13 protein-coding genes and 4 tRNA genes are annotated in these 13,292 nt (G+C 41.3%); 7 read left to right on the forward strand and 10 right to left on the reverse strand.

Annotation, left to right across the window (positions count from 1 at the left end; genetic code table 11):
• From BFP97_RS19250 to BFP97_RS19295, 10 genes are all read right to left on the reverse strand, one after another.
• Entirely contained in the window at window positions 1-333 is a 333-nt protein-coding gene (locus tag BFP97_RS19250) for a PadR family transcriptional regulator (protein WP_069843976.1), read from the reverse strand.
• A 142-nt stretch (window positions 334-475) separates the two neighbouring features.
• On the reverse strand, window positions 476-1,057 hold the full coding sequence (locus tag BFP97_RS19255; protein ID WP_069843977.1) for an SRPBCC family protein: 582 nt from the start codon (window positions 1,055-1,057) through the stop codon (window positions 476-478).
• A 72-nt stretch (window positions 1,058-1,129) separates the two neighbouring features.
• The gene (locus BFP97_RS19260; RefSeq protein WP_069843978.1) at window positions 1,130-2,008 is read right to left on the reverse strand and encodes an RNA polymerase sigma factor; all 879 of its coding nucleotides are present in this window, start codon (window positions 2,006-2,008) and stop codon (window positions 1,130-1,132) included.
• Between the two features lie 114 nt (window positions 2,009-2,122).
• A complete protein-coding gene (locus BFP97_RS19265) occupies window positions 2,123-4,798 on the reverse strand; it encodes an ABC transporter permease (RefSeq protein WP_069843979.1) in 2,676 nt (891 codons plus the stop codon).
• On the reverse strand, window positions 4,795-5,136 hold the full coding sequence (locus tag BFP97_RS19270; RefSeq protein WP_069843980.1) for a PadR family transcriptional regulator: 342 nt from the start codon (window positions 5,134-5,136) through the stop codon (window positions 4,795-4,797). The genes BFP97_RS19265 and BFP97_RS19270 overlap by 4 nt, the downstream gene beginning before the upstream one ends.
• A 162-nt stretch (window positions 5,137-5,298) precedes the next feature.
• Window positions 5,299-7,926, reverse strand: a complete 2,628-nt coding sequence (locus tag BFP97_RS19275; RefSeq protein WP_083262672.1) for an ABC transporter permease — start codon at window positions 7,924-7,926, stop codon at window positions 5,299-5,301.
• Window positions 7,923-8,255, reverse strand: coding sequence for a PadR family transcriptional regulator (locus BFP97_RS19280; protein ID WP_069843981.1), 333 nt, complete (start codon window positions 8,253-8,255; stop codon window positions 7,923-7,925). Before BFP97_RS19280 ends, BFP97_RS19275 begins: the two co-directional genes overlap by 4 nt.
• A gap of 238 nt (window positions 8,256-8,493) precedes the next feature.
• The gene (gene frr, locus BFP97_RS19285; RefSeq protein WP_069843982.1) at window positions 8,494-9,054 is read right to left on the reverse strand and encodes a ribosome recycling factor; all 561 of its coding nucleotides are present in this window, start codon (window positions 9,052-9,054) and stop codon (window positions 8,494-8,496) included.
• Between the two features lie 5 nt (window positions 9,055-9,059).
• On the reverse strand, window positions 9,060-9,767 hold the full coding sequence (gene pyrH, locus BFP97_RS19290) for a UMP kinase (RefSeq protein WP_069843983.1): 708 nt from the start codon (window positions 9,765-9,767) through the stop codon (window positions 9,060-9,062).
• A 9-nt stretch (window positions 9,768-9,776) separates the two neighbouring features.
• Window positions 9,777-10,274, reverse strand: coding sequence for an acetyl-CoA carboxylase biotin carboxyl carrier protein subunit (locus BFP97_RS19295; protein WP_069843984.1), 498 nt, complete (start codon window positions 10,272-10,274; stop codon window positions 9,777-9,779).
• Between the two features lie 308 nt (window positions 10,275-10,582).
• On the opposite strand from BFP97_RS19295, the gene BFP97_RS19300 reads away from it, so the two are divergent.
• The 7 genes from BFP97_RS19300 (at window position 10,583) to nusG (ending at window position 13,291) form a co-directional block, all read left to right on the forward strand.
• Window positions 10,583-10,665 (forward strand) — tRNA-Tyr (locus BFP97_RS19300).
• Between the two features lie 61 nt (window positions 10,666-10,726).
• Window positions 10,727-10,799, forward strand: a tRNA-Gly gene (locus BFP97_RS19305).
• A gap of 80 nt (window positions 10,800-10,879) precedes the next feature.
• A tRNA-Thr gene (locus BFP97_RS19310) sits at window positions 10,880-10,951 on the forward strand.
• 84 nt (window positions 10,952-11,035) lie between these two features.
• Complete coding sequence (gene tuf / locus BFP97_RS19315; RefSeq protein ID WP_069843985.1) at window positions 11,036-12,223, forward strand: elongation factor Tu; 1,188 nt, start codon at window positions 11,036-11,038, stop codon at window positions 12,221-12,223.
• Window positions 12,224-12,436: 213 nt separating this feature from the next.
• A tRNA-Trp gene (locus tag BFP97_RS19320) sits at window positions 12,437-12,509 on the forward strand.
• Between the two features lie 21 nt (window positions 12,510-12,530).
• Window positions 12,531-12,719, forward strand: coding sequence for a preprotein translocase subunit SecE (secE, locus tag BFP97_RS19325; RefSeq protein ID WP_069843986.1), 189 nt, complete (start codon window positions 12,531-12,533; stop codon window positions 12,717-12,719).
• A gap of 14 nt (window positions 12,720-12,733) precedes the next feature.
• Window positions 12,734-13,291: a transcription termination/antitermination protein NusG gene (gene nusG, locus BFP97_RS19330; RefSeq protein WP_069843987.1), complete on the forward strand. Its 558-nt coding sequence runs from the start codon at window positions 12,734-12,736 to the stop codon at window positions 13,289-13,291.
• Window position 13,292: the final 1 nt, after the last annotated feature.

Below are 13,292 nucleotides of genomic sequence, written 5' to 3' on the forward strand. Positions count from 1 at the left end.
CTATGTCCTTTGAAGTGAGACTTTAGGTACTGCACTCCATAGATCGTCTCTCAAGGACTTTGCTTCTTCTAGTGCATTTTTACCCAGATTAGTGACCTGATAATACCGCTTTCTTCGCCCACCGCGCTCTGCTGTAGCACCTCCGTATTCTGAAGAGATAAATCCTTTTTCGTCCAATCTGGTAAGAGCAGTATGTAAGGCTCCGCGGCTGACCTCTCGGCCAGTACGCTTTCCGATTTCATCCTGAATTGTAATGCCGTATGCATTCTCTGCGAGTACCAAAATGGTCAGTAGTACTATTTCTTGAAACTCTCCTAAGTACGTTCCTTTCATAATTAGTTCCTTAAATGAAGACCTAATCTATACATTTGATTCTTAAATGAAGACTAAATGTGTAGAAATATGTTACATCAACAAGAAAAAAAGGCCTTCAGAATGTCTGAAAGGCCTTTTGAATCAGGAATTTAACAAAGTGTTATTTTGAGCTAGCGCTCCTTTCTCTACTTTTAATCTGTTTCTTGATTTGTTTGAAGTTTGTCTTTGTTACCTTCTCGCCAGTGCTCAGATGATGCTCAATGGCAATGAAGTAATCATTAATAAGCTTCTTGAAACTACCCTTTGCGAAACCACCCATGAAGGCAGGTTTGGTTCTATACTGCATGGTAAAGGTTAACATGCTGGTACCATTTCCAAGGTCATCCACATCGTAAACCGCTTTTGTATAGTCAGGGTTCACCGGAAACCTTCCCGCCTGCGAGACAGTGTTTGTGAATGACATTGTTTCAGGAGAATAATCGATCATTTTTTCTTCCAAGTACTGTGTATGCTTTTCATTGAAATAGCAAACACGCTCAGCACCTTCACCTGCTTTCAGACTTCCATTGATGTATTCAGACTCAATGATCTTGGGGTGAGAGTATGCGATCGCACCATAATCTTCTCCTACAATGGCCCAAACTTTTTCGGCTGGAAACGGAATTACTTTTGAAACCTCAAACTTCTGTACCCTTTTTTCTTTCTGGGCAAGAGCAGGAGTTCCAACTGTTATCACTGACATAATTAAAATGGCTAATAGATTCCTCATAGTTCTTTTTCTCTTTAGATGAGGCGCCTTACCATGTGTTACAACTTAGTTCAGATTAAAGAGTGCTACTACCCGATCGTTGTTGATTAACTGGTCGAAGAACTCTTTTTTGTTGTGCATTGGATTGTACGGGAAATTGGCGTGTAATTCGCGTGCCTTGTCTTCTACAATTTGCCAGGCATCATCGGCATCTTGTGCAATATGTTGCTGGAAGCTTCGATAATCTTTTTTGTTAAAGAGCAAGTCTTTGCTACTGAGAGGTCCTTTGTCAAAGGCATACGTTACCTTCTTATGGCAGCGGCATGGGTTGGCTTTGTTTACCAGTCCACAGTGATTATTCATAAAATGCCAGAGGTCTTTTCTGGCTCTGGAAAGTCTAATTCTAAAATTGCCTTTGCTGATCTCAAGAATTTCTGCCCCAATAGAATGATCTGCTCCAAATAGTTCTCCCAAAATATAAACCAGTCGTTGGTCTCTTGTAAGGCAAAGCAGCATGCCAGACATACAGGCCAAGTTCATTTCACGAATTTCTATTTCCTTTTCCTTTATTTCAATATCGGTTAACATCTGGTCAGGGATACTATCTAATCGCTCAGAAAAGGCTGGAAAACTTTCTCCAACCAAGGTCTCTCTGGTCGACTTTTTCATTTGTAAGAAGTGATTAACGACAATGCGATACAACCACGTTCGGAATGAAGATTTACCCTGGAACTGCGATAAATTTGTAACCACTTTCACCAGAACCTCCTGCGTGATGTCCTGAGCGTCTGCCGGCATTTGCACCATTTTCCATGCAATGTTGTAGATGTAAGGTTGATGTTTTTTGACCAGATCTTCCAGTGCCTGCCTGTTACCGGCAATGGACTTCTCAATTAAGAGTTGGTCGTCTTGGTCGGTAGTGTACTCAGTGATAAAAGGGTTCATATGAATAGGTTTAAACCTATGATTCAAGAAACTGGAATGTGTTACAGCTTTTTGAAATATAAATAAAAAGGTCCACTCAATTAAGCGGACCTTTTTATCAATGAGAATAGTATGCTATTCTGCCCGGAGGCTCTTCACTGGGTTAGAAGTAGCTACTTTCAGTGTCTGGAAGGTAATAGTCACCAGCGCAATTAGCATTAGCAGTACAACCGGAACGATGAATAGCTTTGGACTAATCGCTATGGAGTAGGCAAAATCTTGAAGCCAGTATTCCATACCGAAATAGGAGATTGGTATGGCCAAGCCATTGGCAATTAAGATGAGAAGTAGATAGTTTTTCGAGAATAAGTAGGTGATGTTTCCCATTTTAGCACCAAGCACCTTTCTGATTCCAATCTCCTTAGATTTTTGCAACATGCTGAAAGCAGTTAGTCCGAATAGTCCCAAGCATGCCGCTACGATAGCGAAGATGGCGAAACTATTGAAAATTTGGCCGAACTGGCGATCCTCATTGTACTGTTCATTAAAAAAGTCATCCAGGAAGTAGTACTCTATTGGGTTACCAGGAAAGTTGTCTGCATAGAAATCACTAATCGAACTGATCGCTTCTTCCGGGTTAGTCATGTTTAACTTTATAGAGAAGTAATCCTTAGAGGCAGGGGAGAAGAGAAATATACTGGGAGTAATCTCACTATGCAATGATCGCCAATTATGATCTTTGGACACGCCTCTTATAGGTATGGTAGTACCACTAATCACAAGCTTTTGGCCAACTGCTTCCTCAGGCGTGCCAAGGTCATAAACCCTTAGTGTGGCCTCGTTGATAATTGCTCCATTGGCAACGTTAAGGTCTTCTGCATCGGTTATTGGATCTGAAAAATCTCTTCCAGCCAGCATCTCTAATTCATAAGTGGGTATAAAATCAGGGTCCACCCAGGTGACACTCACTGTATTTCGGCTAGACTTTGGTGATCCGAATTTATACATTTCAGTACCCCAATTATATCCAGCGCCAGGTATGCTTCTCGAAGTAGCGAAACTTTCTACCAAAGCCAGTGCTTTGGTATCATTTCTAAACTTCTGGAAGCTATCAAATTTGACGCTGGTTCTGGGTCCCTTGACGACCAACATTTTCTCCATTTCAAAACCAGTAGATTGATTTCTCATAAACTTGAGTTGTTCGGACACTACATAGGTACCTGCGATCATCAAAGTAGATATTACAAATTGAAATACCACCAGCACTTTTCGTAGAGGAATCTTGCTTTTGCTGACATTTTTAATGCCCTTCAATGAATCAGTTGTTTTAAAAGCTGACATTACAAAAGCGGGGTAAATACCTGCGAGTAAAGGTCCGATAAAGATCATACCTCCTATGATGATGAGCGTAACCTTATTGCTAAGGTCAAGACTAAAGGACTCACCAATGATAGCACCTAGTTTTGGAAGTAATAGATAGGCTACAACTACACCCAAGAGGGTTGCGAATAAATTGAGCCAAAAGGACTCTGTCAAAAACTGATAAATGATCTGTTTTTTGATAGCGCCCATTGCCTTTTTTACACCTACCTCACGACTTCTTTCAGCAGATTTTGCTGTAGATAAATTAATGAAATTGATCCACGCAATGACGAGGATAAAGGCGCCAATCAAAATGAGAAAGTAAACCGAATTCATGGCATCTTCTTCTCCTGTTCGCTCGGAATTTAAGTGGAGGTCTTCGATAGATTGAATACTCAGAACTCTATCTTCGCTGTTCTGCTCCATTTCTTCTCCCACATACTTCTTCATCAATCCGGCAATCTTATCCTCTACCGCATACTCTGTTATTTGTGGGAGTAGCTGAACGTAGAGTTCAAAGTTGCTCCATCCCCAAGCCGACTCTTCTGATTGGTATTGACCATCTTTTAATACATTACTCATGGGGAGTAACATGTCTATTTCAAGATGAGAGTTATCAGGAAAATCCTTGATGACTCCAGAAATCGAGAACCCACCGGCTTCACCCCAGTTGCCTATAATGTTAAGTGTTTCTCCCAAGGGTAAGGAAGTCGTTTCTCCAAAGTATTTCCTCATGATGGATTCTGTAATGATTACAGAGTTCGGATTGTCCAATGCTGTTTTTGGATCACCAGCAATGAATTCCAAAGAGAACATGTCAATAAAGGATGGCTCAACAAAGATGAGGTCTTTTTCTTGAAAAGGAGTGGAGGCAATTGAATCTACTGCCTTACTAACAATCGCTCCGTCATAGTAAAAATGGATTAAAGAAGCTTTTTCAATCTCTGGTGCCGCTTCTTGAATGGCCGGCCCGAGACCGTAACCTACATTGGAGTCGGTACCTTGATCTACCCCACTTTGGTAACGTTTTATATGAACTCGATATAGCCTATCTGAGTTGGCAAAGCTTGTATCGAAGCTTAGCTGAAAGGACACATAGTGAGCGATAATCAGGCATGCGGCAATACCGAGTGCCAGCCCACTGATGTTGATAAAAGAGTAGAGTTTGTGTTTGCCCAAATTTCTTAGGGCGATCTTTGAGTTAATGCTGAACATACGATTGTTGATTTGAGTTTTAAATAATTTTCGAACCGCAAAGGGTCTAAAGAATCGAATCACATCCAGCGTGTAATGCACCCGGGCCGACCTCGCCCCATGAGACATGATTCTGTGGTTAAAGTCTTCTTCGATATCACCAGAGATGTCTTCATACAACTCTGGCTTGCAATACCATTTCAGGAAGCGCTTGGATAGGCGTGGAGGACTATGGTTTTCCTTCGCTGAATTCACAAAGACCAGTTTATTTGAAAAACCTGCTTTGGAATGGCATTCCACAATTGTTCACGTTGTTCACGTGTTTCTTCCAGCGCCTTTATGCCATACGCTGTTATGGTAAAATACTTCTTTCGTTTGCCCCCGCGGATTTTTGTGGCTTCGCCAAAACTACTTTGAACCAAGCCCTTTTTTTCAAGTCGGTTAAGTGCGGCATGTACTGTACTTAGCGTGACTTTTCTTCCAGTCTTTTCTCGGATTTCATCTTTGATGCCGACACCATAGGCCTCGGGATACAGCGTCCCAATGGTAAGCAAAACAAGCTCTTGAAATTCCCCTAAGTTTGTTCCTTTCATGATTATATAATTCGTATTTGACGATAATATTAATGATTAAATTCGTATTTGACGATATTATGTGCCTGAAAACCTGACTGAACTGGGAGAATTGTGTACTGAATGGGATTGAAAGCAAAGGGCGTGTATCACTTGTAGTGGTACACGCCTTTTGAAAATGGGTTATTCAGTCCTTAAAGTTTGTGCGGGATTTGACTTGGCTGCCTTCCATGTCTGACTGCCTATGGTCATAAAGCCGATCACGAATATGACGATTACCCCTAGTAGTAGTTCTAAGGCACCTATATCTGCTCTGTGTGCCTGATCCGAAAGCAAGACGCTGTCGAATAAATAATAAGTACTCGGTATAGCGATCAGTGAAGCGATTAGTAAAAGCCACATAAAACCTCTGGATAGTAAAGTGATCAGGCTGCCTTCTGAGGCACCGAGCACCTTTCGAATACTGATTTCCTTGAGTCGTGTTTCAGCCGTGTAAACTCCCATTCCCAATAAACCAAGTGCGGAAATGGTGATGGTGATAAAGGCCAGAAACCCTACAATGGTAAACATTACCTCAAATTCAGAATATGCCGCTTCAATACGTTCATCATAGAAGGATCCTCTGAACTCATGGACATCATCAAATTCAAGCCATGCTGCCTCAATTTTTTGTCTGGTGTTCAAAATATTATCACTCATGATTTTCAAATTGAGTATTTCGGCATTCTGAGGTTGATGCCTGAAAGCGAAGCATTCAATTTCTGAGTCCAAAGTGGCATAGTGAAAGTTCTTCACAACACCCTGAACGATCAATGATGACTCTGGACCGAACTTCAATACTTTGCCGATCGCTTCTTCAGGTGTTCCAAGTTTAAACTTGTTCAAGATGGTTTCATTGACAATAACCGTTTCCTCTTTTTCAACCTTATCCTTTTTGACAAAATTGGTTCCAGCCAAAAGTTGATGACCCATTAAAGGGATGTATTTATGGTCTATTTGCGATAGATAAACGGTGGCTGAATCAAGACCATCCTCACTCTTAGCTCTATTCGCATATCTGCTTCCGGTACTGAGTACATGAGATGATAGGGAGATGTCTGTGATCTCTGGAATTTGCTCAAAAATGGCTTTTGTCAAATAAGGATCGTTACCCGCTAAACTGACATTCAATACGTTCTCAGTATCAAACCCTAAGTCGAAATTCAATGCGTATTTGAATTGTCGATTGGCAATACTTGCCGAAATGATAAATGCCAAGGACAGCGTAAACTGTACCACAATGAGCACCTTCCTTAGATTGATCTTTGAGAATAGCCGAGTGCTGGAAGCGTCTTTGAGCACTTGAATGGCTCTTAACTTCGATAGGAACAAAGAAGGAATAAAGCCTGCGGATATGCCTACGCCAATGGCAAACAACAAGAAATACACAAGCATGATGGGCTCATGTTCGAGCTTTAAGCTCCTTTGCATCTCGGGGCTAAGATTCAAGAAGAGAGGCTTGAGCACAAAGAATAACAGATAGGCAATGATCAGGGAACAAACAGAAATGATGCAAGCCTCGATGGTAAATTGAGTGAAGACCTGTTTTTTAGTCGCACCAACAACTTTCCTAACACCAACTTCTTTTGCTCTTCTCAACGATCGGGCTATTGATAGGTTTGTGTAGTTGAAGGCCGCAGATAAAATGACCACAAAGGCTAATACACCTAAGATCCATAGGGCTTGATTGCCAATGCTTTCTCCTATTTGATTACTCATATCTGGACCCGACATGATATTGGTTAAGGGTTGGGTTCCCAGAATTATTTTCGTCTGATCTTGAGGAGATGTCTCATCATCTGCAATCGAAGTAAGGCGGGCCTGAACTTGGTCTATGCTTGTGTTTTCGTCTAGCTTGAAATAAGCATAGTTAGACCACATGTTATGCCAATTTAACCACCAGTCGTTCTCTTCTCTTTTACGTTCTTCTTGTTCATATGTGGTATAAGAAATCAATGCAGAAAACTTGAAGTGTGAATTGAAAGGCGGTTTTTCTACCACGCCTGTGACACGGTAGTTCTGATCATTCATGAGAATGGTCTGATCCATCGGATCTTGATCAGGGAAGAATTTCTCAGCAGTCTCATCTGTTAGAACTACTGAATATGGTTCGGCAAGTGCTTCGTTAGCATCCCCCCTTAAGAGGTTAAAAGAGAAGACCTTGAAGAAGTCATTATCTACCCAGGGAGCATTAAAAGGGAAGGTGTTGTCTCCCACTTTAGCATCGGCACGGAAACTTCTGGTAATAATTGTGGCTGCTTCTATACCTGGTACCTCAGCCTTAAGCCTTCTGCCAGCAAGAACGGAGGTAGAGGCGAACAGGTTAGGTTCATTTTCTAAATATTTCTGAGCATTGGTTACCCTGTGAATCCTGTCATAATCGGCATGAAAACGATCATAGTTCTTAACCTCCGAGAACATGGTGATCATTAACAGGCATACTGACATACTGATCGCTAACCCCAGGACATTAATGGCCGAAAAGAGTTTGTTTCTACCGATACTTCTAATAGATGTTTTGAAATAGTTTTTAAACATGATGAATTGTGTTAGTTGACCTAATATTTCGAGTTTTTTGACGGTATAGGGCTTGAAGAACTTGATCACATCTAAAGTGTAATTCAGGCGTGCTCTCCGTCTGCCCTTAGTTTCTATATTTCTTTCAAAGTATTCATATAGATCACCCTGTAGGTCTTCGAATAGTTCTGGTTTGCAGTACCATTCCAAAAACCGGTTGGCCCATTTGGGTGGGTGAACACTATTGTTTTTCATATGAATTTCAGGTTGAATTCTGGTATCACACTCCAGAATTGATCTCTTTGTTCCTTTACTTTAGTGAGTGCCACTTTTCCGGCATGTGTGACAGTAAAGAAGCGTTTCCTTCTCCCTCCACGGGCATTGGTTGGATCGCCTAAGTGTGATTTCACAAAGCCTTTTTTGTCCAAGCGATTGAGTACAGCATGGACTACGCTAAGCTTTACTTTCCGATCCGTAACACGCTCAATTTCATCACAAATGGCCACGCTGTAGGCTTCATCGATGAGTGCGGCAATGGTGAGTAGCACGATTTCTTCAAATTCACCAAGGTTCGTTCCTTTCATACTTTCGTTATTTATTCTTTAAATGTATAAAAAATAGAAATAGACTTACTCATTATTTATACAAAACATGAATATATATAGGGAGTACATTTCGGAAGATAATGTTACGAGGACAATTTTCTTTAGGAAAGCCTTTCGAGGTGAAACGGTGTAATGTTGTAGTCAACCGTTCGATTAGGGGAATAAAAAAGGAGCAATCGACTTATCGATTACTCCTTTTCTTAAGACGCTGAAGGTTTTAAACCGTCATGATGTCCTTCTCTTTGGTCTCAAGTAGACCGTCAAGGGTTTTGACATGCTGATCGGTTAGCGTTTGTACGTCTGCTTCAGCTCCTTTGACGGCATCTTCAGAAACACCCTCTTTCAAAAGTTTCTTTAACTCATCATTGGCTTCTTTGCGTGCATTTCTAACACTTACCTTAGCGTCTTCTGTTACTGCTTTTGATTGCTTTACCAATTGAACTCTTCTTTCTTCGGTAAGTTGAGGCACGCTGATGATAATGTTTTCGCCATCATTTTGAGGGTTAAAGCCAAGTCCGCTATTAATAATGGTCTTTTCAATTTCTTGGATCGTAGACTTCTCCCACGGTTTGATGAAGATGGTTCGAGCGTCTGGGGTAGTTAGTGCTGCTACTTGGTTAATGGGAGTAGGTGTACCGTAGTACTCAACCATTAAACCATCTAGCATGCTTGGCATTGCCTTGCCTGCACGAATTTTGGCCAATTCTGTTTTGCATCTTGCAATGGCCTTGTCCATCATTTCTTTAGCTGTCTCTAAGTAAATCTCAATCTCTTCCATTGGGGTTAGCTTATAAGTGTACCAACTGACTCGTTTCCATTAACGAGTTTTTCTAAGTTGCCAATTCTGTTCATATCAAACACAATGATCGGCACATTATTTTCTTGGCATAAGGTGAATGCCGTCATATCCATAATATTATATCCCTTGCGGATCACTTCCTCAAAGCTGAGCTTTTCGAACCTTTCAGCGTTGGGATCCTTTTCAGGGTCGGCAGAATAAACTCCATCCACTCGAGTACCTTTAAGTACTACGTCTGCTTCAACTTCTATAGCTCTTAAGCTGGCTGTTGAATCCGTGGTGAAGTAGGGGTTACCAATACCAGCACCAAAAATGACAATTCTCCCTTTCTCTAAGTGACGTACGGCTCTCCTTCTGATGAATGGTTCGCAAACTGCTTCCATTTTGATGCCGGACATGAGACGGGTGTACATGCCGTGCTTTTCGAGTGTGCTTTGAATGGCCATGGCATTGATCACGGTTGCCAGCATTCCCATATAGTCACCCTGAACTCTATCTATGCCTGAAGCTTCAGCTTGAACACCTCTATATATATTTCCACCTCCGATAACAATGGCAATTTCTACCCCGGAGTCATGTATCTTTTTAATGTCCAACGCATACTGCTCTAATCGAGCTGAGTCAATACCATAATTCTGCTCTCCCATTAGGGCTTCTCCACTCAGCTTTAACAATACTCTCTTGTAACCCATTTCTACTTTCTAAAATTTTATAAGGACTTGGCCTTTTTCTACACTATCACCTTTGGTGATTTCAATTGAGCTTACGGTACCATCTCCTGGAGCCTTGAGGACGTTTTCCATTTTCATAGCCTCCAATATCAAAAGCTGATCGCCCTTCTTAACTTCTTGCCCAGGTGTGACTAGTACGTCAAGGATTAAACCAGGCATTGGAGCCTTCATGTCATTTACTTGTGTACTGTCCAGGTTCGAAATCCCCATCTTCTCTAGGAGCATATCCATCTTATCTTTTAATTCGATTTCGAAAATCGACTTCTCAATTTTGATGGTTGCAGTTTTTGAGCTCGTGTCAATGCTTAGTATTTCAGCACGGAAACTTTTATGGTCCTTTAAGATTAAAAAAGAGTTATTGCTCTTTTGGTTTAATGACCAATCGAAAAGCTGGTTGTTATACATCAACTGGTCGCCTTCAAATGTTATTGAAACAGGCGCTCCAGCAGAGGTTTTGGTCTGATACATTCAGTAGGTTTTATGCTATTGACTTCACCCGAAGAACTCATCATAAATACCTCGCTTGAAATCACGCAAATATATAGAACTATTTTGAATGGTTTGATGTCAAATTGAAGCTACTTTTGCGCAAGCTCAGAAAAGGAGATGATTCTTTGAAAAGGGCAATACAGGCGTTGTGGAGGCTATTTTCGCGCTTCGCGAAAAAGCTTCATCTTTTTATTGCAATTATTTGAATAAAATAAAAAAGGGTCTAATTTTGCAGTCCCTTTCGCAGAGAGGGTTTTTTGTGCGCTCTTTAACGTTCTGATAATCAAGGGGGGATACCAAAGCGGCCAACTGGGACGGACTGTAAATCCGTTGTCTTATGACTTCGCAGGTTCGAATCCTGCTCCCCCCACATTTTTCAATTTTAATTGAGATGCTCACTAATGAGTGAGAGTCTTAATTGCAGTTGACAAGCGGGTGTAGCTCAGTTGGTAGAGCGACAGCCTTCCAAGCTGTAGGTCGCCGGTTCGAACCTGGTCACCCGCTCTGAATTTGAGTTACAAATAAAAAGTTCAGCACTACAAGTAGTCACTTGAATTAAGGGCTTTTGGATTGTTAACTTAAAAGCCGATGTAGCTCAGGGGTAGAGTGCTTCCTTGGTAAGGAAGAGGTCACGAGTTCAAATCTCGTCATTGGCTCTAAAAAGAAATTAATACGTTGAACCGAAGTACGGTTCATGGCTTAAGAATAAATTATAACATTAATATTAACTAAAATTAATCATGGCTAAAGAAACCTTTGACCGTTCCAAGCCGCACGTTAATATTGGTACTATCGGTCACGTTGACCACGGTAAGACCACATTAACTGCTGCAATTACTACAGTACTGGCAAATGATGGGCTTGCTGAAGTAAAAGATTTCTCTGCGATCGACAACGCTCCTGAGGAAAAAGAGAGAGGTATTACTATTAACACTTCTCACGTTGAATACCAAACTGACAACAGACACTACGCTCACGTTGACTGTCCGGGTCACGCGGATTATGTGAAAAACATGGTTACGGGTGCTGCTCAAATGGATGGCGCTATTCTTGTAGTTGCTGCTACAGATGGACCAATGCCTCAAACTAGAGAGCATATCCTTTTGGCACGTCAGGTAGGTGTTCCTGCTCTTGTTGTTTTCATGAACAAGGTTGACCTTGTTGATGATGAAGAACTTCTTGAGCTAGTTGAAATGGAAGTGAGAGAATTGCTTTCTTTCTACGAATTCCCTGGTGACGATATTCCAGTTATCCAAGGTTCTGCTCTAGGTGGGTTGAACAACGAAGGTAAGTGGGTTGACAAAATCAAAGAATTGATGACTGCTGTGGATGAGTACATTCCTCTTCCTGAGCGTCTGACTGACAAAGATTTCTTGATGCCTGTAGAGGACGTATTCTCGATCACTGGTCGTGGTACTGTGGCTACTGGTAGAATCGAAAGAGGTGTAATCAACTCTGGAGATCCTGTTGACATCATCGGTATGGGTGCAGAAGACATGAAGTCTACTATCACTGGTGTTGAGATGTTCCGTAAGATTTTGGATAGAGGTGAAGCTGGTGACAACGTAGGTCTATTGCTTAGAGGTATCGAGAAAACTGATATCAAAAGAGGAATGATCATTTGTAAGCCTGGTTCTGTGAATCCACATGCTCACTTCAAAGCTGAAGTTTATGTGCTTTCAAAAGAAGAAGGTGGACGTCACACTCCATTCTTTAACAAGTACCGTCCTCAGTTCTACTTAAGAACGACTGACGTAACTGGTGAGATCATGCTTCCAGCTGATATCGAAATGGTTATGCCTGGTGATAACGTGACTATCGAAGTTAACTTGATTAACAAAGTAGCACTTGAGCCTGGACTACGTTTTGCAATCAGAGAAGGTGGTAGAACAGTAGGTGCTGGTCAGGTAACTGAGATCCTAGACTAAGACACTAAGTCTTTATAGATTTTTAATACAAACGCGTTTTCGATTTTTCGGAAGCGCGTTTGTTTCGTTATAAATAATTTTCTACATTTGCAGCCCGTTTCGGGCTTCTGTGGCATTTGAGGCGCTTTTTTAAAGAATTTTTTATCCTTCAAAATAGCGTTTTAACCCCTTGATAATCAAGGAGTTTTGTCCGAAGTCTGGATGGAGTTGAATACGGGTGTAGCTCAGTTGGTAGAGCAGTGGTCTCCAAAACCAAAGGTCGTGAGTTCGAATCTTACCACCCGTGCAAAAAAAAGAAGTAAAACCGATGAGTAAATTAAAGTCCTTTATTACCGCTTCTTATGACGAGATGAGGCATAAAGTAAGCTGGCCTAAGTATTCTGATCTTCAGAGTAGTTCTGTGTTAGTATTAGTAGCCTCTTTAATATTCGCACTTTTCATTGGTGTGATTGATTTAGGGTTCGATGAAATAATGGACTGGTTTTACAAGCTATAAGAAACGATCGAACGATGTCAGAACTAAAGTGGTATATGGTTAGGGCCGTATCAGGCCAGGAAAGAAAAGCGAAAGAATATCTTGAGAATGAGATTGACCGTGAGCAATTCACGGAAGAGATTCCTCAGGTAATGATTCCTTCGGAAAAAGTTTACGAGATCCGTAATGGAAAGAAGAAATCTCGTGATCGTAATATGTTTCCTGGGTACATCATGGTACAAGCTAATCTTGCCAATGGTGAAGTCGTTCACATGATCAAAAATATTCCTGGAATCATAGGGTTCTTAGGTCAAAAGGCTGGCCAAGCTTCCACACCGCCAGTCCCATTACGTCAAGGCGAAGTAGACCGTATCTTAGGTAAGGTTGAAGAGATTGATGATTTTGACGAACAACTAGATTCTCCTTACATAGTCGGAGAGACCGTAAAAGTAATGGACGGTCCTTTCAGTGGGTTTACAGGAACTATAGAGGAGGTATTTGAGGAACGAAGAAAACTTAATGTTATGGTTAAGATCTTCGGCCGAAATACACCTGTTGAATTAAGTTACATGCAAGTAGAAAAACAAGATTAAT

The sequence above is a fragment of the Roseivirga sp. 4D4 genome, assembly GCF_001747095.1.
Taxonomy (GTDB): domain Bacteria; phylum Bacteroidota; class Bacteroidia; order Cytophagales; family Cyclobacteriaceae; genus Roseivirga.